Below are 23,089 nucleotides of genomic sequence, written 5' to 3'. Positions count from 1 at the left end.
GACAATTTCGGAAAGCGCCATCGCCGGCAAGACGGCTCCCACAGGTGCGGCGCTAGCCTTGGAGGCTAAACAGTTCGGGTGAGAGCAACTGTCTTGCGCAATTTCTGAAAAAGGAACGCATTACGTGGGAGCGGGCTTGCCCCGCGAACACCGGCGAAGCCGGTGCCATGCACCGCGTAGCCCCATTCGCGGGACAAGCCCGCTCCCACCTGAACTGTGTAGCCTCCAAGTCTAGCGCCGCACCTGTGGGGCTTGCCGGCGATGGGCCGCAACGCGGCCCCGGCGATCTTAGATGCGCCTGCGTTTACCCAGGCTGGGAATGGTGGTCTGCGGTATTACCACCTCGACCTGCTCGAGGCGGGTGCTGGCGGCCAGCGCAGCCAGGGTCGGCTGGCTGAACAAGGTGCGGGCATCCACATGCAACCCGGCCTGACGCATGCGTGCCACCAGGCTGACCGCCAGCAGTGAGTGGCCGCCCAGTTCGAAGAAGTTGTCGTCACGCCCAACCTGCTCGATCTTCAGCACATCGGTCCAGATCTCGGCCAGCGCGGTTTCCAGCTCGCCACGCGGGGCCTGGTACTGGCGGCTGATCACCGACTCGGCCCCAGGCGCTGGCAAGGCCTTGCGGTCGACCTTGCCGTTGTTGCTCAACGGCAGCTCGGCCAGGGCCACGAACGCCTGCGGCACCATGTAATCGGGCATGCGCGCCAGCACGTGGCTGCGCAGCACCTCAAGCGCGGGTGCGCTGCTGCCCTCGCGGCAGGTGAAGTAGGCCACCAGGCGCTCTTCGCGCATCAGCACCACGGCCTGCCCGATGGCCGGGTGCGCCGTCAGCGACGCTTCGATTTCCCCCAGCTCGACCCGCAACCCACGCAGCTTGACCTGGAAATCGTTGCGGCCGACAAAGTCCAGCTCACCGTCCAGGCGGTAGCGCACCAAGTCGCCGGTGCGGTACAGGCGGTCGCCCTCGACGAACGGGCTGGCGATGAAGCGCTCAGCCTGCAATGCCGGCAACCCGAGGTAGCCGCGGGCCACGCCGACCCCGCTAATGTGCAACTGGCCCACCGCGCCGAGTGGCACCGGGCGGTCATGCGCATCGAGCACATACAGGCGGGTATTGGCGATCGGCCGGCCGATCGGCGGCGCGATCAACGGCAGCGGTTCGTGCGGCTGCAGGGTCCATGCGGTGCTGTCTACCGTCGCTTCGGTCGGGCCATAGACGTTGTGCAGGCGCACCGTGGGCAGACATTCGCGCAGGCGTTGTACCAGCGCCAATGTCAGTTCACCGCCGCCGCAGAAGATGTCCGTCAGGCTAGTGCAACGCTCAACACCCGGCTCTTCCAGAAACTGATGCAGCAGCGCCGGGACGAATTTGATCGTGGTCACCTGCCTGGCCTGCACCAACTGCACCAGGTACGCCGGGTCGCGGTGCCCATCAGGGCGCGCCAGGACCAGGCGCAAACCGGCGGTCAGCGGCCAGAACAGCTCCCAGACCGAACCGTCGAAGGTGAACGGCGCCCGTTGCAGCAAAGCATCGCCCGGGCGTGGCGGGCAGATGCGCGAACCCCAGTGCATCAGGTTGCATAGGCCACGGTGCTCGACCATCACCCCCTTCGGGGTGCCGGTGGAGCCCGAGGTGTACATCACATAGGCCAACTGCCTCGGGCCCAGGCCCGGCACTTGCGGGTCGGCTGCCGAGCAGGCGTGCCAATCGCCCCGGTCAAGGTCAAGCACAGGGCCTGGCATTTGCTCGAACAGGCCCAGGGTAGCGCCGTGCACCAGCACAACCGACGGCGTGCTGTCTTCCAGCATGAAGCGCAGCCGCTCGGCCGGGTAAGCGGGGTCGAGTGGCACGTAGGCGCCGCCGGCCTTGAGCACGCCCAGCAAGGCGACCATCAGTGCAACGCCACGTTCGACACAAACCGCCACCCGCGCGTCGGGCTTAACACCCAGGGCGATCAGGTGGTGGGCCAGCCGGTTGGCCTGGGCGTTGAGGGCCTGGTAATCGAGGCAGCCGTCCTCAGCCTGCAGCGCGATGGCGTGGGGTGTACGCCGCACCTGGGCCTGGAACAGCGCCGGCAAGGTCTGCCTGACCGGGCTTTGCGGGTCTTCGGTGGCGTTGAAACCCTGCAGCAAGCGGTGCAGCTCGCCGTCTGGCACCGCGCACAGTGCATCCAGGCGCGTGCTACGGCGCTCGGCCAGGGCATTGCCCAGTTGGCGCAAGACGGTCAACAGGTAGTTCAACACCCGCTGCGCGCCAATCGCACGCGGCGCGCGCAGGGCGAATTGTAGCCCGTCGGCATGGTCGTCCACCGTGAGGACCAGGCCATGGCTGTGTACTTCACTGGCTTCGGCCAGCTCTACGCCCGGCAATACCGGACCGAGCATTACTGCCCCTTGGCGGTAGTTGATCAGGCTGTTGAACAGCGGCGTGCCAGCGGGCAAACCACTGCACTGCTGGGCAAGGATCAGCGGCGCATCTTCATGGCCGAGCAAGGCCGCCAGCCGCGCGTGGGTCTCGCTCAGCGCCTGGTCGACCGAGCGATTCGCCAGGCCTACCCGCAAGGGCACGCTGTTGATGAACATGCCCAGGGCACGATCAGCCCCGTTGCCAGCCATGCTGCGGCCCAGCAACACGGTACCCAGGGTGACCTCATCACGCCCTCCGAGGGCGCCAAGCACCTGGGCCCAGGCCAGGTGCAGCAGGCTGGCCAGACTCGCGCCGTGGTGCCGGGCCTGAGCGCGCAACTGGCCTGCCAGCGGCGCATCGATCACCTGGCTGCGGCTGTGCAGGTCACCCTCGTCGACCGGCTCGCCACCCAGCCCGGCAATCGGCGCTGGCGGCTCAACGCCAGCCAGTTGCTCGCGGAAGAAGGCTTCGTGCCGGGCCTGGCGCTCGGGGGCAGCGCTTAGCGCCACGTAGTCACGATACGGCACAGGTGCCGGCAACGGCTCGCCGCGCCCCGCCATGAAGGCGTCCAGCTCGCCCAACAGCACCTGCAGCGAAACAGCATCGTTGACCAAGTGGTGGAAGCGCAGCAAGCCCAACCAACGCCCGTGCTGGGCATCCTCGGCGCAGGCCAGCGCCATCATCGGTGCCTGGCGCAGGTCCAAGGGCCGTTGCTGGGGGTCGAAGTGGCTGCGCATTTGCCCGGCAATGTTGCCTGCGTGTGCCTCCCCCACCCAGTTGTCGACCGTCATAAGGGCCTGGCGCCAGACCACCTGCTGGGGCTGTTCTAGCCCCTCCCAGGCCAGGCTGGTGCGCAAGATGTCGTGACGGTCGATCACCTGCTGCAACGCTTCGGTGAAGGCCTCTAACTGCATGCGGCTGGCAAAAGTAAACAAAGCCTGTTGCTGGTACGGGTCGCGAGCATCGGTGACGTGGTGGTAAAGCAGGCCTTGTTGCAGGGGCGCCAGCGGATAGATTTCCTGCACGTTGCCTGCGCCCCCCGGCACCGTGGCAACGATGCGGTCAATATCAACCTGCGACAGTTCGCTGAGGGTGAGCATGCCCGGCGTGATGTGCTGGCACCCTGGCGGAACCCGGTTGGCCGGCACGCGCGCGGCTTCGCCGACCACTACGCTGGCCGCAAGGCTGGCCAGGGTCGATTGGCCGAACAGTACCTGTACATCGGCTTGCAGGCCCTGCTGGCGCATCCTCTCGATCAGTTGCACGGCCAGCAGCGAGTGGCCGCCCAGCTCGAAGAAGTGGTCCTGGCGCCCTACCCGCTCGACCTGCAGCAATTCAGCCCACAGCAAGGCCAGGCGTTGCTCGACGTCGCCGATCGGCGCCTCGTGCTCGCGACGCACCTTGGCGGCTTCGTCCGCTGTCGGCAAGGCACGGCGGTCGAGTTTGCCATTGGCAGTCAATGGCCAACTGGCCAGGTTGACATAGGCCACCGGCAACAAAGCGACTGGCAGGCGTTCGCGCAAGTGGTCATGCAGCGCCCTGGGCTCCACCGCCGCCTCGCCAATGAACCAAGCCTGCAACTGGCCTTCGCGCAGCATCACCACGCACTCGCGCACCGCCGCATGGCTGGCCAGGGCAGCTTCGATTTCGGCCAGTTCAACCCGCACACCGCGGATTTTCACCTGGTCGTCATTGCGCCCGAGGTACTCCAGCGTACCGTCGGGCAGCCAGCGTACCAGGTCGCCCGTGCGGTACATGCGTGCCCCTGGCAGCGCGCTGAACGGGTCATCGAGAAAACGCTCGGCGGTCATCTGCGGCCGATTGAGGTAACCCCGGGCCACCCCCTTGCCGCCCACATACAATTCGCCTGGGGCGCCGATCGGCAGTAGACGGCACTGCTCATCGAGGACGTACACCTGGGTGTTGGCCACCGGGCGGCCGATATGCAGCGGGCCGCCGGCGTTTACTTCGCCCGACGTCGCCACCACCGTGGCTTCGGTGGGGCCATAGTTGTTGATGACCCGGTAGCGCCGCTCGCGGGCCAGACGCCGCAGGCGGTCGCCGCCAATCAGCAGGGTCTGCAAGGTCGGGTGCAGCTCGCCCTGGGCGAAGGCATGCTCGGCCACCGGGGTGGGCAGGAAGCTGACATCCAGCGGCTGGGCGCGCCACCAACTGAGCAAGGCGTCGATGTCTTCAGCACCGTCACGCACCGGTGCCAGGTGCAAAGTAGCGCCACTGCACAGCGCGGGCCACACCTCCCAGGCCATGGCGTCGAAGCCGAAGCCGGCCAGGCTCGACTGGTGGCGCCCGGGGCCCAGGTTGAAGGCACTGCAGTGCCAGTCGACCAGGTTGGCCAGCATGTGGTGCTCGACCATCACGCCCTTTGGCTGGCCGGTGGAGCCGGAGGTGTAGATGACATAGGCCAGGTCGCTCGCTTGCGGCTGCACAGGGGCTGGCATTGCGGCGGTTGCCGTGTTCCAGTCCCAGCGGTCCAACACGACCTGTGGCAGGCCATGGGGTGGAAGGCGGTCGAGCAGCCGCGACTGGGTCAGCACCACGGCCGGCGCGCTGTCTTGCAGCAGATAGGCCAGGCGCTCCTGCGGGTGGGCAGGGTCAATCGGCACGTAAGCGGCCCCGGCCTTGAGCACGGCCAGCAGGCCGATCAAGGTGTCCAGGCCGCGCTGGGCGACCACCGCTACCCGCTGGTCAGGTTTGGCGCCAAGGGCTGCCAGGTGCCGGGCCAGCGCGTCGGCACGCCGGTCGAGTTCGCCATAGCTCAGGCGCTGGCCGTCGTGCTGCGCCGCCACGGCGTGTGGCGTGGCGTTGGCCTGAGCTTGGATACGACGATGGATCAACGCCTCAGCCTGTTCAGGCGCTGCTTGCGCCGTCGCATTCCACTGCCGCAGGCGGGCGTGCTCGCGGGCGGTCAGTAGATCGAACGCCGCGATACTTTGTTCGGGCTGTTCCAGGCCTTGCTCCAGCACATGCAGCAGGCGCTCGGCCAACGCTGTCACATCTTCATCGCTGAACCAGGCGCGGTTGTGCACCAGGTGCAGGCACGCGCTGTCGCGTTGGTTGTTGCAACGCAGGTGGATGCTCAAGGGCGTGGGCTCGTGGCCATTGCAGACCATCACCGTGTGGCCGGGCACGTCACCGAAGCGTAGGTCGTTGCCATCCTCCTCGAATGACACCATCAGCTCGAACAGGTGCGGCCGCTCTTCACGCAATGCACCAAGGCTGCGGTTGAGTTCGCTAAGGGCGAAACGCTGATGGCGAAAGTCTTGCTTGAGCGCATCGCGGATCCCCTGTACCAGCGCGCTGAACGAGCGTTCACGGCCAAAGTCCATGCGCAGTGCGCTAACTTGGGTAAACAGCCCCAGGGTCGACTTGAACTGGGCGTTGCCACGGTTGCGCACCGGCAGGCCGACCACCCACTCGTCACGCTGCCAGGTACGTGCGCTGCACACATGCAACGCCGCCAGCAGCACATGGAAGGGCGAGGCCTGCAGCGTGGTGCCGAGGGCCCGCATACGTGCCAGCAAGCGGGTATCGAAGGGCTGTTCGAGTACCGCACTGGGCGGCGACACGTGCTGCGCATTGCGCTCGCGGGGTGCCAGCAAGGCATCGGGTAGCTGCTGGTACTTGGCCAGCCAGTAATCGCGGTCGCGGTCATGGCGTGGCGAACCCTGGTACTGGGAATCGTCCTCGATGAACGCGCGGTAGGACGGTGCGCTGTCTGGCAACGCCAACCCCTGTTCAAGCAGGCGGTAATGGTCGGCAATCTGCTTGAACCACTGGTCCACGCCCCAGCCATCGAGAATCAGGTGATGAGCCTGCACGGCAAACAGGTACCGCTGCTCGCCCAGGCGGATCAATGTCGCCCCCCACAGTGGGCTGGCCTCCAGGCGGTACGGTGTCTGCATCTGTGTTTGCAACAGGCCTTGGGCAGCGCCGAACGGGTCATCCGCGCTGCGGACATCGTGCTGCACCAGCTGCACATCGAGGGCCTCGGCAAAGTACTGGCGGGCTACCCCACCCTGGCCCGCGTGCGTCACCAGCACGGTGCGCAGGCCATCATGCTGGGCGACCAGGTGCGCCAGTGCCCGGTTTAGCCGCTCGGCATCCACCCCGCCGGCCAGTTCGACGTACGCGCCGATGTTGTACAGCGGCGAGTCGCCGTGGCTGATCTGGTCCAGCCAGATGTCGCGCTGGGCAACGGTCAGGGCAAAGGTTTGGGCGGCAGGCATGGTTCGGCAGGTCCTTCTGGTTGATCATCCGCGGATTCAAGCACCCCACCTTCAGGCTGTATGGCCCCCGAAACCCGGACACGCACCGGGCCTGTCGATGGCTGCTGAAAAAAATGTAGGAGATTTGCCACAGCGGCTGCCCGGTTTGGCCTACGCCAGGGGCCATCGGTCGAGATCATGCCTTGATCGCCACGCTTCTGACGTCAATTGGCTGGCTGATCCATACATGTGCAGCGTCTCGCCTGTAAGTGCCCTGCCCATCTGATCCGCTATCGGTGGCACTTTCTGTCCCTGTTTTCCATTACAGACGCGGCCCCCAGGCCGGGCTTGAATACCGCCATTACCCGCTCGCCACCCCGGAGGACTCGCCTGCGACACCACCCGCCGTAACGCTTTGGATCAAGGATGAAAATTCTATGAAGCTGACCGACAGCCTCGAACACCGCCCCGACCCCGAGCTGTATCTGCAACTTGGCGAGCTGATCGCCAGTACCGGCGCCGAGGGCTTTGCCGAACAGATGTTGCACCTGGTCGATGCCCAAGTGCCGATCCACAGGCTCGACCTCAGCGAATGGACCCTCGAGCCACGCGGCGCCAGCATCAGCCGCATCAGGGTACTCGGCAGCGCCGGCCCGGCCCCTGAACTGCCCGGCGTCGATCCTCTGCGCCACCCTTTGCTGCAGAGCATCATGCAGATGAAGGACCCGCTGCTGATCGAGTTCAAGGCCCCCCCGGACACCGACCACCCGCGCCACAGCGCCCACCAGTGCAACCTGGTGTCTTGCAGCGGCGCCCGGCGCTGGGTCATCTGCTTTCACCGCCTGCCCAGCCAGCGTGGCTTTTCGTTGAGTGAGTTGTCGCAGTTGAAAAGCCTGTCCGACACCTTGCTGCCCCTGGTCGAGCATCACGGCCATTTGCTCAACCAAGGGGCCGCGCGGCAGGCCGGCTCGCCGCTGTGCGATTTGCAGGCGGGCGCGTTACGCCACTCCTTTGGCGAACGGCTGGTGCAGGAAGCCGTGCGGCTTTCGACGCGTGAGCAGGAGGTCTGCCTGGGCCTGCTGACGGGCGGCACGGTGCCAGAAATGGCGCAGCGGCTTAACGTGAAAAACAGCTCGATCGAAACCTACCTCAAGCGCGCCACCGCCAAGCTGGGGGTCAGTGGCCGCCATGGGCTGACCAAATGGATGGCAGGCGCCTGACTCTGCGAGACCCTCTGATGCCCCGACCCAGCCTTATCCTGTGCGCGGCGCTGTTGTGCGGCTGTTCGTTGGCCCCTGACTACCAGCGCCCGGACACCCCCGTCGCCACCCAGTACCCGCAGGGGCCGGCCTACGCCGGCGATGTGCAGAAGCACCCGGCCGTCGAGGACTGGCGCCAGGTGTTCCACGACCCGACCCTGCGCCAACTGATCGACAGCGCCCTGGCCAATAACCGCGACCTGCGCAGCGCGGCGCTCAATGTCGAAGCCTACCGCGCCCAATACCGCATTCAGCGCGCCGAGCTGTTGCCAAAGGTCTCGGCCAATGGCCAGGGGCAACGCCAGTACCTGCCGCGGCGCATGACCGGTACCGACCAGGGCATGATCAGTTCCACCACTGCTGCGACGCTAGGCGTGAGTGCTTATGAACTGGACCTGTTCGGCCGCCTGCGCAGCCTCAGTGACCAAGCGCTGTTGACTTACCTGGCCAGCGACCAGGCCCGGCGCAGCACCCAATTGAGCCTGGTGGCCAGTGTCGCCAGCGTGTACCTGACCTGGCGTGCCGACCAGGAACTGCTGACGCTGGCCAACGAAACCCTGGCCGCAGACGAGCGCAGCCTGCGCCTGACCGCCAACCAGCGCCGCGCTGGCACAGTGTCGGCCCTGGACCAGATCCAGGCGCGGACCAGCGTCGACAGTACCCGGGCGGCCGTCGCCCGTTACAAACGCCAAGTCGCCCAAGACCTCAACCAACTGACGGTACTGGTCGGCGCCCCTGTGGCCGACGGCCTCGGCTCCTTGCCGCTGGCCGACGAACAGATCGCCGGTTTGCAAGCCGGGCTGCCGTCAGACCTGCTGCAACGCCGCCCCGACATCCTCCAGGCCGAATACCAGCTGCGTGCGGCCAACGCCGATATTGGCGCCGCGCGTGCGGCGTTTTTCCCGAGCATCAACCTGACCGCCAATGCCGGCAGTACCAGCCCGGCGCTCAGTGGGCTGTTCGATGCAGGGTCAGGGACGTGGCTGTTCCAACCACAGATCAATCTGCCGATCTTCACCGCCGGCAGCCTGCGTGCCAGCCTGGACTATGCCCAGTTGCAGAAGGACATTCAGGTAGCGCAGTACGAAAAAGCAATCCAAAGCGCCTTTCAGGAAGTGGCGGACGGCTTGGCGGCACGGGCGACTTACCAGCGGCAGTTGCAGGCGCAACGCGACTTGGTGGCCTCCAACCAGCGTTACTACAACCTTGCTGAACACCGCTACCGGATCGGCGTGGACAGCAGCCTGACCTTTCTCGACGCGCAGCGCTCGTTGTTCAGTGCCCAGCAGGGGCTGATCAATGACCGCCTGGCGCAGTTGGTGGCAGAGGTGAATCTGTACGCGGCGTTGGGTGGCGGGTGGAAAGAGGCCGCTGACACACAGGCTCCGTCTACGGCAAGCGCAAGCGAAGCGGCGCCCAAGGGTGCCTACGTGGGTCTAGACTGAACAGGGCCAGATCACCAGGCATGAACCGGGGGGCTTCCACACGCGGAGGTGTGAGATGAGCCAGTTCAAGCGTTTGTTCGTCATGCTCGGCCCGCAGATGCGCCACACGCCGGCTCTACAACGCGCGGCGGCGTTGGCAGAGTCAAGCGGTGCGCTACTCGATATCAACGTATTCGTCGACGATGTCGACACTTTCGGTTTGATGAGCGATGGCCGGGAGCGTGAACGGCTGCTCAGCGACAATCGCCAGTGGCTGGCCGATGAAGCCGAGCAGATGGCCGACGCCGGCCTGGATGTGTCCACCGAACTGCTGTTGACCCGCGACCCGTTGGCCAGCGTGCTCGAGCGCATCGAACGCCTGGGCTGCGACCTGCTGATCAAGGACGTGCAGCACGAACCGGTGCTCAAACGCTTGCTGGTGACACCGCTGGACTGGCAGTTGCTCAAGGACAGCCCGGTCGCCGTGCACCTGGTCAGTGATATCCGCCTGCCCCTGCCCAAGCAGATTGCCGCCGCAGTGGACCTGAACAGCCATGGCGCCGGTGAACACCTCGACGAGCAGGTTATTCACAGCGCCCATGCGCTGGCGCTGCAGTGCAATGCCGAACTGCACCTGCTGCATGTGTGCGACGCGGCCAAGACCCACATCGCCGACTTCGGTGCCGGCACCGTCACCATGCCTGGCTTCGATGGCAGTGTGCGAGCTGCGCAACGGTCAGCATTCAACCGCCTGGGCGACCATCACCAGGTGCCCTTGGAGCGCAGGCATTTCGTCGAGGGGCCAGCGATTCGTGCGATTGCCCAGTTCGTCAGCCATAGCCGGGTCGATGTGATCGTCATGGGCAGCCACCGCCACGACGCCATGCAGACCTTTTTGGGCGGTACCACGGCGCATGTGCTGGAGCATCCGCTGTGCAATGTGCTGGCGATCAAGGCGATGCATTGAGTATTCGGCGAACTATGTGCCCGATTCGTCATTAATCCGCAGCCCCTGTAGGAGCGGCCTTGCGTCCGCGAAAGGGCTGCGGAGCAGCCCCAGCAATTTTGTAGGTGACACTGAAATCGGGGGCCGCTGCGCGGCCCTTTCGCGGACGCAAGGCCGCTCCAACAGGGGCCGGCGGTGAAGGTAGGCATTTGGCACGTGCGCTCCATTTAAAAAGAATGCATTTGATAATGATTCGTAGTAGTTTCGCGACGCTTTCTACCCCTCCCGCTAGCGCCCTACTCCAGGATCGTACCGTCGATGCGTCGCACGTTCGTTTCGCTTTGTGTGCTTCATGCTGTCTCCCCGCTGGCCTGGGCTGAGCCCGAATCGCCCAGCGACCCCGCCCGGATTGAACTCCAGGCCTTGAGTATCACCGGTACTGCCGACAGTGAACGCGCCGATGGCCCGGTCGTCGGCTACAAGGCCAGCCGTTCGGCAAGTGCCACGCGCACCGACACCGCCCTGCACGAAACCCCGCAATCGGTCAGCGTGGTCCCCAAGGACGTGCTCGGAGACACCGGCGCCACGCGGCTGCAAGATGGCCTGGATTACGCCGGCGGCGTTGGCCGCGCCAACAACTTTGGCGGCCAGGGCCTGACCACGTTCACGGTGCGTGGCTTTACCACGGGCGAGTTCTACCGCAATGGCTTCCCGATCAACCGCGGCTACCCCAACGCCCCCGACGCCAACACCGTCGAGCGCCTTGAAGTGATCCGCGGCCCGGCCACCAGCCTGTATGGCCGTGGCGACCCTGGTGGCACCTTCAACGTGGTCAGCAAGCAACCGCTGGCTGAACGCAAGGTCACCCTGGGCAGCCAGATCGACGACCAAGGCATGCACCGCGCCACCCTCGATGCCACCGGCCCGCTGAATGAGGACGGCTCGCTCGCTTACAGGTTGAACGTGCTTGGCGAAGGTGGCGAGAGCTTTCGCGATGATGTCGAGAGCGAGCGCTATGACGTGGCGCCCGTGGTCAGCTGGCAGGTCAACGACAGCACCAGAATCGTCTTCGAAGGCGACTTCATGCGCAACAACCACCCACTGGACCGCGGCCTGACCCGCTATGCCACCCAGACCGGCAGCGCCTCGCGCGACACCTATATCTGGGAGAAAGGCAGCGACAACGTGCTGCACAACGACAACAACATGGCCCAGGTGCGCTTCGAGCACCTGCTGAATGACAACTGGACGTTGGGGGGCGGGTTCCAGTTTCTCGATGGCTCGCTCAAGGGCAACGCGGTGGAGGCCAACGGCGCACCCGCTGACGGGCGTACCCTGCAGCGCAACTTCAACTACCGCAAACTGGAATGGACTGACCGTGACTGGCAGTTGAACCTTACCGGGCATTTCGACACCGGTGGTTTCAGCCACACCCTGCTGACCGGCATCGAGTACGAAAACTACGATTACAACTCGATCATCCAGCGTTCCTCGGCAGCCGTCGGTACCTACCCCATCGATATCTACGACCCGGTGCTCGGCCAGCCAAGGCCCGCGTTGACACGCACCACCACCTGGGACAAGGAAAACCTGCAGACCTGGGCCTTCTTCATTCAGGACCAGGTGGCGTTGACCGAGCGCCTCAAAGCGTTGGCCGGCATCCGCTTCGAGCGCTTCGAGCACGACTATGACGACAAGCTGGTCGACACCCGTGACTTCAGCAAGGGCGAGAACGGCGTCACCCCGCGCGTTGGCCTGATCTACGACCTGACCGACACGGTGGCGGTCTATGCCAACACGGCGCGGTCATTCAAGCCCAACAGTGGCGCCCCTGCGGGGGGCGGCAGCTTCGACCCGGAGAAGGGTAAATCCTACGAGCTGGGCGTGAAGTGGGAAGCGCTCGATCGCCAACTGAGCATCGATGCGGCGGTGTACCACATCGTCAAGGAAAACGTGCTGGCACGCGACCCCAACGACCCCACCGGGGTCTACAGCATCGCAGCAGGTGAGGTGCGCAGCCGCGGGCTGGACATCAACATTGCGGGCAACATCACCCCTGAGTGGCGCGTGATCGGTGGCTACGCCTATGTCGATGCCGAAGTGACCGAGGACACCAGCTTGCCTACCGGCACCCACCTGGCCAACATCCCGCGCAACAGTTTCAGCCTGCTGAACACTTACGAATTCCAGGACGGCGCGGTCAAAGGCCTGGGGTTGGGTGTTGGCCTGAAATACGTGGATGATCGCGCCGGCCAGACAGCCGTGACGACCTACACCATGGAGCGCTACAGCGTGGTTGACCTGCTCAGCTTCTACAAGGTCAATGAACACGTGCGGCTGAACCTGGATGTGAAGAACGTCTTCAACAAGGGTTATGACGAAGGGGCGTTCAACAACTACGTGTACCCGGGCGCACCGCGGACGGTGCAGGCCGGGGTTTCGTACACCTTCTAGCTGACTGTAGGAGCAGCCTTGTGCTGCGAAGAGGCCGGTACCGGCAACATATATGCAGTGCCAGTACCGGCCTCTTCGCAGCGCAAGGCTGCTCCTACAAAAAGCGCATCAAACTCAGAACGCCTTGCTGTAGAACAACGCGTACGACTCGATCCCGTCGTTAGGCTGTTTGATACCCGCGTTGGAGTAATGCATCGCGCGGATGCCGACCTTCTGCGCACCCGGCAGCTTCAGGCCAAAACCGATGCGGTCTTCGAAGTTGACCGCCGAACCCAGGCGCTGGTCGCCCACTTCTGTCTTGGAAAACGCCGCCAGGCCAATACCGGCCTCGATGTAGGGGGTGTAGGTGAAACCGCTGAACTCGTAGGTGAATACCGGGCTGAACGACAGCGAGTGCGCGCCGCTGGCGTCGCCGCCTTCCCAATAGGTATAGGCCGCATCCCAGTAACCGGTCACATAACCGGTACTGCTTTCCAGCCATTTCTTGTCCCAGTCGAACGAAAGGCCGATACGGTAGGTCATGTCGCCTTGGCTGGTGGCGCCAACTGCAGCCGATACCTGCGCGGCCTGGGCCAGGTTGGCCCCCGCGAAGGCCAGCACTGCAGCGGCCAGCGAAGCAGCGAGACGGGTTTTCATCAATGACATCTCCTGATGGTCTACAACACGGGCAAAGTGGGGGCTTGAGCCCCTCGAGCTTATGCGGTGGCCAGCGCATCCAAACCGGTCACACCAAGTAATACTTCTCTGATTATTGTCCAGATAATCAGAAAGTTGAAAGCTGTTTGCCACCATTGGCTAATACCAGGGCGACGGCCTTATCACGGGCCCTGTCGCCGTTCAGTCGTAGGCCGCCTCTTCATGCTCACCCAACAGCCGCCGCTGCCTCGGCGTCGCCTCCTCCAGCACCTGGGGGTTGAATTGCCAGTGCAAATACGGCGAAAACTTCTGCGCCACCATGCGTCGACCGTAATGCACCTGCAGCATGTCGCGCTCACGCGACTGCGTGCAATTGGCGCCGCCGCTGTGCCAGACATCACTGCGAAACACCAATGCATCCCCCGCCTTGCACAACACCGGATGCGCTTCACGCCCTTGCCACTCAGACTCGCCGGCCTCGGGTGGGCGTGCTGCCCGATGGCTACCAGGCACGATCCAGGTCGGCCCGATGCTGTGATCGATATCACTGAGGTACAGCTGCACGGTAAGGATCTGCATGGGCTGGGTAAAGGCACCTCGCTCGCTGATCCACGCGGGCAGTTGCATGGGCAGGTGATCAAGGTGCAGCGCCATGCCGGGGTAGCCGGGGTGGCTGCGCCAGGCGGTCTGGCCGATCACGTGGCAGTCCTCGCCGAGCGCGGCCTCGGCCAGGTTGATAAGCGGTGGCAGATCCAGAAAGGGCAACCACAGGGGGTTGCGGTTGAACACGCACTTGTAGTGTTCGAGCAGCCCTTGGTAATCCCAGTGAATGGGCTGCAAGTCATCGATGGCGCAGCGCAGCAAAGCGATACGCAGGGGTTCGAGCACACCGCGGATCAACACAAAACCCCGCTCGTCCAACATCTCCAGCTGAAGGTCCAGGCTCATGGCGGTGCGCTCCCATTCGGCAGGAGTACAGATGTACTCCTGCGCGGACTGTGCCATTCAACGCCAGTGCAGGTTCACCGTGACAGGCGCTTTGCCGTCGACGGCCACCTGCTGTTGTACCGTCTCACCTTGGGCGTTGCCGGTAACTTTGTAATGGCCCGGTGGCAACTGCACATAGAGCAGCGGGCCTACGTTGGTAACGCTCAGCACGGGCTGGCCCTGTGCACTCTGGATGTCGACTGTGGCGCCACTCTGGAACTCGCTTCCCGGGCCTGCCGAGAGTTCGACATGCAAGTCGTACCCTTTGGTCTTGCGCAGGGCGTTGGCTTCATCCTGGCCGATACCGCCTTCCAGGTAACGGATGCCGTTTTGCTCTTGCGGCTGCAGCTGGACAGCCTGCATGTCGATAGGCGCATTGAGGTCGGCAGCCGCCGCCAGCGTCCAGGGCATGGCCAAGGTGAGCAGTAGCGCAGCGCCAAGGGCATAGTGATGATTACGCATGGTAGAACCCTCCTTCTGAGGATGGTTTACCTATTATCCGACCCTCTAGGGCCGCTGGCGTTTGTGCTGATGCGTGGTCGCTCCGCCACGCCTAAAAACCGGCAAAACCCGGCGGTGCGATTGTTAACGGGGTTGTTACGTGCGGCGTTTACAAAATCACTTACTATAAACATCCTAGCTCGATAAATAACTAGCAACCACACATTTACTTACATCCAATGGCTCGACAAAAACCAACTACCAATACATGGTTATTAGCCCTGCTTGCCCCCCAATAAAGGTTTAGTTTACAGCCGGGCGAGAAGGCAGCGAATTTTCCTACAACTATTTGCCTCTGCAGCACGTCACTCCGAAATCACTTAGCAAATGGACCTCTATCAATATGAACGGACTACGCCGCGACATTGGAATAATTAACTGCTCGATAAACCTGTGCTGTTCATCCTCTGGGACGGCGAACGCGATGTAATCCTTGATCTGTGCGAGGAAATACTAGAAGACCTGACACTGCCTTTTGAATCGCTTGGAGCTTCAACCAATGGCGCAAACCGCTCATGCCGCCCGGATGGGCGACGAAATTCTTCATCCCTCCCTTACCGCTGAACTGATCAGCGCAGTTGCCGAGGCTGTCATTTATGCCGCAGCAACCGCAGCCGTGGCCGCCGCCATAAGCCTGGCCGTTGTCGGCACGGTAGCGACAGGGGGCGCAGCAGGCATTGCGATTGCCGCCGTGGCAGGTGTAGCAGTCGGCGCAATGAGCACCCTTTCGGTTGGCGAAGACCAAACTGTCGGCGATGCCATCTCCAACTTTTGCGACGATCTTGGCAACAGCGTGGACGCCCCCGACCCCTACGGAAAGATTGCAAGCGGGTCAGTCAATGTCTTCATCAACGACAAGCCTGCCGCTCGCGCAGCCGGCATCACTGGGCCACCTGCAGGAGGAGCGGCTGATGCAGAGCAAGTCGAACCTTCCATTCTGGAGAACATTGGCTCCATTGCAATGGCTGCCGCGCCTTTCCTTCTCCCGGTATTGGGGTTGGGCATGGCGATTCGCGACATTTTCAACCCGCCGGTCACCACACCGGCAGCGCCAGGTTCAGAGCCCAAGGAAGCGGACCAGATCAGTTGCTACCGCCACACGCCTCTACCCGATAATTTCATCGCGCAGGGCTCGGATAAAGTCTTTATCAATGGTCAACCCGCCGCGCGATCAGGCGACAAGACCACCTGCGATGCCACGATTGATGTGAATGAAAAGGTATCGCCGAATGTCCGCATTGGCGGTGGAACGGCGACGGTTCGGGACATTCGCAACGGCAAAAGCAAGATTGCGCTGTTTACGGGGATCATTGCAGGAATACTCGTTTCGAGGCGGGTCAGGTTACCCCGGAGGCGGCCCACCACGGCCCCAGTGCCTAAACCCAAACCCAAAGATTGCCCCTACAAGGGCAACCCTGTGCTGGTGTCCGCGGGCAGTAAAATCCTCGCAGGGCCTGAAGACATCGACTTCAATCTGCCTGGCCTGTTAGGTATTGAATGGGCACGAAGCTACGACAGCAACGATAAGCGCACCAGCGGCCTGTTCGGCATGGGCTGGAGCGTCCCTTATGAAGTGGAATTAGCGCGTGTCCCTCATCCACAAGGTGGCGAGCTGTGGATCTATGTTGACGAGGAAGGCAATCGTCTCGAACTGGGGCGCCTCAGCCTCGGAGATGCCTTCGTCAGTACGCTGGACGGTCTGGCATTCTTTCAGTTGGAGAATGGCCAGACGGTCGTCGAAGACATTTATGAAGGCCACTACCAAGTTTTTGAAACTGACCCTTTCAACCCCCAACGCTCAAGACTGAACCGTCTCGGTAACCGCAACCTCAACGTCATCGACTTACTATACGACGACCAAGGCCGTCTGCAATTTCTCTACGACAAGTATGGCCAGACCGTTGTGCAGCTTCACTATGAAACCCGGCATCCCCTGCGCGCCTGCAAGGTTTCGCAGGTGTTCCTGAAAAGTGGCGAAACATCTACCATCGAGCGCGCTGAGTTGTTGGTGAGCTACCGCTACACCGAAATCGGGCAATTACACGAAGTGCTCGATCCGACTGGTCAGCTTGTCCGCCGCTTTACCTACACTGCCGAGAATTATCTCAAGAGTCATCAAATCGCCAGCGGCGCGGTTCGTCAGTACGAGTGGGCCCGTTTTGCCGTTCCCCAAAAGCGGCCCACAGCAAAACGTGCCGACGGCATTGCTTACGGTTTACCTCCCTTACTAGAATCGCAAGCTGATCACGAGTGGCGGGTAATCCGCCACTGTGGCAGCGATGGCCAAGAGTATCGGTTTGAGTACAACCTGGAAAACGGTGAAACCGTTGTCACAGACAATCTAGGGCGCCAGGATCATTATTACTGGGGTCCGCTTTACGAGGTCTACAAGCACATCGACCCGCTCGGGAACTGCTGGCAAGAGGAGATCGTCGCCGGCCAATTGATCAAAAGCATCGACCCTCAAGGCAGAGAATGGCGTTACAGCTATGACGATATTGGTCGTTTGATCGAAACCCGTGATCCCTTAGGTCGCAGTGAACACGTCAAATACCTGCGGCACTGGGCACTCCCCCTTCAAATTACTGATGGCGCTGGGCGCGTGCAGCATTATCGCTACGACAGCCATGGCAATCTAATTCGGGAGCAAGATCCGCTAGGCCGCAGGACTCAGTATCAATACAACCCGGAAGGTCGCGTTACCCAGATCACTGATGCTCTCGAAAAGACTAAGTACCTAAGCTGGAACACCTGCGGTCAGCTGCTCAGCTTCCGCGACTGCGGCAATGCCCAGTCGCTGTATCACTACAACGCTAATGGCCAATTACGCGAAAGCATCAATGCCCGTGGCGAGCATACTCACTTCCGCTATGACGCACGTGGCTACCTGGTCGAAAGCGAGCGCCCGGACGGTCGCATCGATCGCTATGAGATTGATGTCGCAGGCCAACTGACGCGCTACATTGACCCAGCACAAAAGATCCTGCAGTTTCGCTACGACCGTAGCGGCCGCTTGATCGAACGCACCGATGCAATGGGCTACAGCGTGAAGTTCCGATACGACGCCTATGGCCGACTTTTGCAACTTACCAACGAGAACGACGAGTCCTACCAGTTTGCGTGGGACAATTTGGACCGCCTGGTGGCGCAAAAAGACTTGGATGGCAGCGGCCGAATTTATGAATACAGCGTCTTGAATGAAGTCACCCGCATCACTCATATTCCCTCTGCCGACGAACAACCACCTTTGTCCGACAACGCCCCGGCGACACGGACGACTGCCATTCGCCATGACTTTGAGCGTGACGCTATTGGCCGCCTGGTCAGCAAGCGTACTGAAGATGGCACCACCGAGTACCGCTACGACGCTGCCGACAATCTGCTGTCCATCACCTTCACGGATAACCAAGGAGAGAGGCAGGATCTCGCATACACCTACGACGCCAACGGACAACTGTGCAGTGAAACCAACAGTGCTGGCCTGCTGCAGTATCGCTACGACGAGCTGGGCAACCTGCAGACTTTAGTGCTGCCCGATCAGCGTGAAATTAACCACCTGTACTACGGCAGCGGGCACCTGCACCAGATCAACCTGAACGGCCAGGTCATCAGCGACTTCGAGCGCGATGCCGTGCACGACGAAGTGCTACGCACCCAAGGACAGCTTGTCACACGCACCCGCTACGACAAATGCGGCCGCCTGGCCAGCAAGGCGATCCACTATCAAGATGCCCCTGTTGAAGTGCTGCCGCTGCTCGACAAGGCCTACCGCTACGACGCGTGCGACAACCTGGTTGCCGAAGTGCTTACCCAGACTCAGCGCCGAGGCGTGGCCAATGCTCCCGACGATAACACCGCTCACCTCGAACAAATCATCGGCCGCTTCCATGACCTCCCCCACAACGGCAAGAGTTACTCTGGACGCAACCGCTACGGCTATGACCTCAACGAGCAACTGCAGACCGTCCAGCAGTCGCGCCCCAGTTGGCGGGCCACGCATGTCGAAGACTTCAAGTACGACAAGGCCGGCAACCTGTTCGATGGACCCAAACTCAATGGCCTGATCAAGCACAACCGCGTGCTGGTATATCAAGATAAACGCTACCGCTATGACCGGTTTGGTCGGTTGTGTGAGAAGCGGATTGGCAGCAACTGGGTGCAGTACTTTGAGTACGACGCTGAGCATCGGCTGGTTTGCGTGGAGCAGTACCGCAGTGGCGAGCGTGAGCGAGTGGTGTTTGCCTACGATCCGTTGGGTAGACGAATCAGCAAAGAGGTATATCTGAAGAAGTATCCAGAGCCACGTCGGCGGGTGCTGTTTCACTGGCAAGGGCTGCGCTTGTTGCAAGAGGTGCAGAGCGGTATGGCCAGCGTGTACGTGTATGCCAATCTGGCTAGCTACGAGCCGCTGGCCAGAATTGACGGAAAGCCGGGCAACGAGGAAGTGCTCTACTTTCAAACCAATCCGAGCGGCTTGCCCGAGCAGCTGACAAATATCAAGGGTAATACAGTCTGGTGCAGCGAGTATGTGGCATGGGGAAAGTCACGGATTGAGTGGCGCAGCCCTCGGCATGCACGAGAGCAGAATTTACGGTTTCAGGGCCAGTACCTTGACCGGGAAACGGGTCTGCATTACAACACATTCAGATTTTATGATCCGGACGTTGGGCGATTTACGCAGACGGATCTGATAGGGCTGGAGGGGGGGCTAAATACATATGCGTATGCGCCGAACCCGTTAAGCTGGATCGATCCGCTTGGCTTAATTGAATGTAGTCTAACAGGCAACGAAGTAGGAGACGCAACTAATTTGCCTATTATTAAGCGTGGTAGCCCTGAATGGAAAAAAGCAACAGAAACAATCCAGAACGGTGGTAAATCCAATTTCAGAGTGAAGAACAGAGCCACTGCCGACCAATTACTAAGAGATGCTAGAGGAAAAGTAGACCATCACCCCACTTATGCTGAAACTCCATACAAAAAAGGTTACGAACACCATCCCAATGAATCTCATACGGTAAACGCGCCAGAGAACAACATCCCTCACGTTAAGTGGAAGGATTGGAGCATGGGTAAAAAATCTGGTGGCGCAGGACATATATTTTATGAGTAAAGAAATATTAATCATTGACGAAAAAAAATACCCTATTGCATGGAGATTTAATTCGAAGGATTGCTCACTATCATCTGAAGAAAAAAGGAAAATCGTTTTCCTTGACAAGGAAGAGTCGGAAGGCCTATGGAATATGATATTTCCATTTACTCACTTAATGAGCATGAACTCATCATTCTGCCTTGTAACAGAAGAAAAAAAGTTAAACTTTGACCACCATAAAGAATCCTCTCTGTTTTTCAAGAGAAAACTAAAAAATATCTCATCCGCCTTTTTTTTCTGGGGGAGAAGCGCGAGCGCCATTGTACCTGCAGATATTCTTATTAAGTCATGGAGCGATTTTTTCTACCCCAGCGACGAAACAAGCATCGCTTTAATTATCAACAGGCAAAAAATGATTTTCTCGTATGAAGAAAATTTTTATTACGCCGACATTATAAAACAATAAAAATCGGTAAAGCCTCCCAACCTACCAGGTTACTTTACACGTTTAACCTGCATTTCCGGCTTCGGACAGGATCATTGGCTAGGAATGGATGGAGGATCACTTAAGTTGCTCTTCGCCGGAGCCCATGGGGACCGACGGACTGAACAGCTACGAGCCGCTGGCCAGAATTGACGGAATGCCATGCAGTGAAAAACTCCTCTACTTCCAGGACCGTAGACCTATGCCGCGTCCCCGAGGCCTCGCAAGCTTGCACAATCCGGCGTGTGCTATCCCCCCTGTCTTATCGCACCTGGAAGATCAACTCAGGCGCCGCTCTTCCAACAATTTCACAAACATACTCAAACTGCGCGAAACCGCCCCCCGCCGCCACACCAACCAGGTCTTCAAATACCGGAAATCCTCCGACATCGGCCAGGCGCTCACCGTGCTGCACCCCGGCATGTTGTCGAGCATGCTGCGCGGCATCATGGCCAACCCGGCACCAGCACTTACGCATGCCAGCATGCCGTGATACGACTCCATCTCGTGGATCTTGCCCGGCACGGCCTGGTCCTGCACAAACCAGTTCTCGAAGTGATGGCGGTACGAGCAGTTGGCCCGAAATGCGTAGATATTCTCGCCGTTGACATCCTGGGCGCGGGTTACGGGCGCATGGTTGAGGGGTGAGATGACCATCATCTCTTCCTCGAACACTGGCATGCCTTCCAGCGTCGGGTGCAACACCGGCCCATCGACGAAGGCCGCTACCAATCGCCCAGACAGCACCCCTTCAAGCATCGTCCCCGACGGCCCGGTCGAGAGGTCCAGGTCGACTTTGGGGTAGCGCTGGTTATAAGCCGCCAGCAAGGCCGGGATCCGCACGGCTGCGGTGCTTTCCAGCGAACCCAAGGCAAAGGTGCCCTGCGGGTCTTCGCCGGCCACCGTTAGCCGCGCCTCGTGCACTAGGTCGAGAATGCGCCGGGTGTATTCGAGAAAGTTCCAGCCCGCTGGCGACAGGCGCAGGCGGCTTTTCTCGCGGATGAACAGCTCGACGCCCAGGTCTTCCTCCAGCTGTTTGATACGCGTGGTCAGGTTCGAGGGCACCCGATGGATATGCTGCGCGGCGGCACTGATGCTGCCTTGCTCGGCCACTGCCTTGAAGATTTCCAGTTGCACCAGGTCCACAGTCATTCTCCAAACGTGAATGTTTCGCTCATTATTATTCAGTTTTCATTAAATCCCTACACCACTAGTCTGGCGTCACGGATCAACAACAGCGAGAGTTTCCACCATGAGCGCGATCAGCAGCCTGACCCACGCCATCTCCCTCGACCCGCACAGCGGCGAGCAGATTGGCGCCTACCCGTTCGATACCGACGCCGCACTGGAAGCGGCGCTGCAACGCGCCAAGGTGGGCTATGGCCAATGGCGCCAGGTATCGCTGGGTCAGCGCAGTGAGTGGTTGCTCGCCCTGGCCAACACGCTGGAAACCAAGGCCGAAGCGTTCGCGCAAATGATCAGCCGTGAAATCGGCAAGCCGATCACCCAGGCCCGGGGCGAAGTGAGCAAGTGTGTCGGGTTGTGCCGTTGGTACGCCGAGCACGGCCCTGCCATGCTGGCAGCGGAACCGACCCAGGTCGAAAAAGCGCGCATCGAGTACCGCCCGCTGGGCCCGATCCTGGCCGTGATGCCGTGGAACTTCCCGATCTGGCAAGTGCTGCGCGGTGCTGTGCCGGCGATCCTCGCGGGTAATACCTACGTGCTCAAGCACGCCCCGAACGTCATGGGCAGCGCCTACTTGCTGGGCGAACTGTTCAAGGATGCCGGCCTGCCGGAAGGCGTCTTTGAAGTACTGAACGTCACGCCGGACGGTGTCACCCGCGCCATCAACGACCCTCGCATTGCCGCCGTGACCCTGACCGGCAGCGTGCGCGCTGGCATGGCGATCGGTGCGCAAGCCGGCGCCGCGCTGAAGAAGTGCGTGCTGGAGCTGGGCGGTTCGGACCCGTTCATCGTACTGGCTGATGCCGACTTGGATGCCGCAGTCAAGGCGGCCGTCATCGGTCGCTACCAGAACACCGGCCAGGTTTGCGCGGCGGCCAAACGCCTGATCATCGAAGAAAGCATCGTTGAAGCGTTCACTCAAAAGTTTGTCGAAGCAACGCGCCAGCTGAAGGTTGGCAACCCGCTGGAAGACGACACCTACATCGGCCCGATGGCCCGCTACGACCTGCGCGATGAACTCGATGGGCAGGTTCAGGCGACACTCGCCGAAGGCGCTACTTTGCTGCTGGGCGGCAACAAGATCGAAGGCGTGGGCAACTTCTACGCACCGACCGTGTTTGCCAACGTCACCCCGGAAATGACCGCGTTCAAGCAGGAACTGTTCGGGCCAGTGGCGGCGATCATCACTGCGCGGGATGCCGACCATGCCGTGGCATTGGCCAACGACAGCGAATTCGGCCTGGCGTCGACCATTTACACCGCCGACTATGCGCTGGCTGAACGCATGACCGCAGCACTGGATACCGGTGGCGTGTTCATCAACGGCTACTGCGCATCCGACCCCCGCGTCGCCTTTGGCGGCGTGAAGAAGAGTGGTTTTGGCCGCGAATTGTCGCACTTTGGTGTGCGGGAATTCACCAACGCGCAAACGGTGTGGCTGGACCGTAATTGACAGGGAAATCGGGGCCGCCTGGCGGCCCC

The 23,089-nt window shown here is 61.4% G+C and carries 12 protein-coding genes; 7 read left to right on the top strand and 5 right to left on the bottom strand.

The window, feature by feature from the left end:
• Positions 1 to 288 precede the first annotated feature (288 nt).
• A complete protein-coding gene (locus AB7M33_RS22760; protein ID WP_454243672.1) occupies positions 289 to 6,657 on the bottom strand; it encodes an amino acid adenylation domain-containing protein in 6,369 nt (2,122 codons plus the stop codon).
• A 416-nt stretch (positions 6,658 to 7,073) separates the two neighbouring features.
• Here AB7M33_RS22760 and AB7M33_RS22755 point away from each other — a divergent pair, with 416 nt between their 5' ends.
• From AB7M33_RS22755 to AB7M33_RS22740, 4 genes are all read left to right on the top strand, one after another.
• Positions 7,074 to 7,856 carry a helix-turn-helix transcriptional regulator gene (locus AB7M33_RS22755; RefSeq protein WP_454243671.1) on the top strand — a complete coding sequence of 261 codons (783 nt, stop codon included), beginning with the start codon at positions 7,074 to 7,076 and terminating at the stop codon, positions 7,854 to 7,856.
• A gap of 17 nt (positions 7,857 to 7,873) precedes the next feature.
• Positions 7,874 to 9,340, top strand: a complete 1,467-nt coding sequence (locus AB7M33_RS22750; protein WP_454243670.1) for an efflux transporter outer membrane subunit — start codon at positions 7,874 to 7,876, stop codon at positions 9,338 to 9,340.
• Between the two features lie 55 nt (positions 9,341 to 9,395).
• On the top strand, positions 9,396 to 10,286 hold the full coding sequence (locus tag AB7M33_RS22745; protein ID WP_252824241.1) for a universal stress protein: 891 nt from the start codon (positions 9,396 to 9,398) through the stop codon (positions 10,284 to 10,286).
• A gap of 297 nt (positions 10,287 to 10,583) precedes the next feature.
• A complete protein-coding gene (locus AB7M33_RS22740) occupies positions 10,584 to 12,719 on the top strand; it encodes a TonB-dependent siderophore receptor (protein WP_454243669.1) in 2,136 nt (711 codons plus the stop codon).
• A gap of 114 nt (positions 12,720 to 12,833) precedes the next feature.
• On the opposite strand, the gene AB7M33_RS22735 is transcribed toward AB7M33_RS22740, so the two are convergent.
• The 3 genes from AB7M33_RS22735 to AB7M33_RS22725 form a co-directional block, all read right to left on the bottom strand.
• Positions 12,834 to 13,355: an acyloxyacyl hydrolase gene (locus AB7M33_RS22735; RefSeq protein ID WP_027596791.1), complete on the bottom strand. Its 522-nt coding sequence runs from the start codon at positions 13,353 to 13,355 to the stop codon at positions 12,834 to 12,836.
• A 201-nt stretch (positions 13,356 to 13,556) separates the two neighbouring features.
• A complete protein-coding gene (locus AB7M33_RS22730) occupies positions 13,557 to 14,303 on the bottom strand; it encodes a phytanoyl-CoA dioxygenase family protein (protein WP_454243668.1) in 747 nt (248 codons plus the stop codon).
• Positions 14,304 to 14,360: 57 nt separating this feature from the next.
• Entirely contained in the window at positions 14,361 to 14,804 is a 444-nt protein-coding gene (locus tag AB7M33_RS22725) for a hypothetical protein (protein ID WP_099454046.1), read from the bottom strand.
• Between the two features lie 538 nt (positions 14,805 to 15,342).
• On the opposite strand from AB7M33_RS22725, the gene AB7M33_RS22720 reads away from it, so the two are divergent.
• On the top strand, positions 15,343 to 19,956 hold the full coding sequence (locus tag AB7M33_RS22720) for an RHS repeat-associated core domain-containing protein (RefSeq protein ID WP_454243667.1): 4,614 nt from the start codon (positions 15,343 to 15,345) through the stop codon (positions 19,954 to 19,956).
• A complete protein-coding gene (locus AB7M33_RS22715; RefSeq protein WP_454243666.1) occupies positions 19,949 to 20,404 on the top strand; it encodes a hypothetical protein in 456 nt (151 codons plus the stop codon). Before AB7M33_RS22720 ends, AB7M33_RS22715 begins: the two co-directional genes overlap by 8 nt.
• A gap of 297 nt (positions 20,405 to 20,701) precedes the next feature.
• Here AB7M33_RS22715 and ptrR read toward each other — a convergent pair whose 3' ends face one another.
• Positions 20,702 to 21,568, bottom strand: a complete 867-nt coding sequence (gene ptrR / locus AB7M33_RS22710; protein ID WP_454244250.1) for a putrescine utilization regulator PtrR — start codon at positions 21,566 to 21,568, stop codon at positions 20,702 to 20,704.
• 106 nt (positions 21,569 to 21,674) lie between these two features.
• On the opposite strand from ptrR, the gene AB7M33_RS22705 reads away from it, so the two are divergent.
• The gene (locus AB7M33_RS22705) at positions 21,675 to 23,060 is read left to right on the top strand and encodes an aldehyde dehydrogenase family protein (RefSeq protein ID WP_027596787.1); all 1,386 of its coding nucleotides are present in this window, start codon (positions 21,675 to 21,677) and stop codon (positions 23,058 to 23,060) included.
• Positions 23,061 to 23,089 lie beyond the last annotated feature (29 nt).

Source organism: Pseudomonas sp. Y3 TE3536 (genome assembly GCF_053629175.1).
The sequence above is the reverse complement of the archived record's forward strand: the minus strand, read 5'-3'. Positions and strand labels throughout refer to the sequence as shown.

Coding starts and splice junctions, on each gene's coding strand:
- AB7M33_RS22755 (WP_454243671.1), top strand. CDS start 7,074: ATGAAGCTGACCGACAGCCTCGAACACCGCCCCGACCCCGAGCTGTAT.
- AB7M33_RS22750 (WP_454243670.1), top strand. CDS start 7,874: ATGCCCCGACCCAGCCTTATCCTGTGCGCGGCGCTGTTGTGCGGCTGT.
- AB7M33_RS22730 (WP_454243668.1), bottom strand. CDS start 14,303: ATGAGCCTGGACCTTCAGCTGGAGATGTTGGACGAGCGGGGTTTTGTG.
- AB7M33_RS22705 (WP_027596787.1), top strand. CDS start 21,675: ATGAGCGCGATCAGCAGCCTGACCCACGCCATCTCCCTCGACCCGCAC.
- AB7M33_RS22720 (WP_454243667.1), top strand. CDS start 15,343: ATGGCGCAAACCGCTCATGCCGCCCGGATGGGCGACGAAATTCTTCAT.
- AB7M33_RS22760 (WP_454243672.1), bottom strand. CDS start 6,657: ATGCCTGCCGCCCAAACCTTTGCCCTGACCGTTGCCCAGCGCGACATC.
- AB7M33_RS22725 (WP_099454046.1), bottom strand. CDS start 14,804: ATGCGTAATCATCACTATGCCCTTGGCGCTGCGCTACTGCTCACCTTG.
- AB7M33_RS22715 (WP_454243666.1), top strand. CDS start 19,949: ATGAGTAAAGAAATATTAATCATTGACGAAAAAAAATACCCTATTGCA.
- AB7M33_RS22735 (WP_027596791.1), bottom strand. CDS start 13,355: ATGAAAACCCGTCTCGCTGCTTCGCTGGCCGCTGCAGTGCTGGCCTTC.
- AB7M33_RS22740 (WP_454243669.1), top strand. CDS start 10,584: ATGCGTCGCACGTTCGTTTCGCTTTGTGTGCTTCATGCTGTCTCCCCG.
- AB7M33_RS22745 (WP_252824241.1), top strand. CDS start 9,396: ATGAGCCAGTTCAAGCGTTTGTTCGTCATGCTCGGCCCGCAGATGCGC.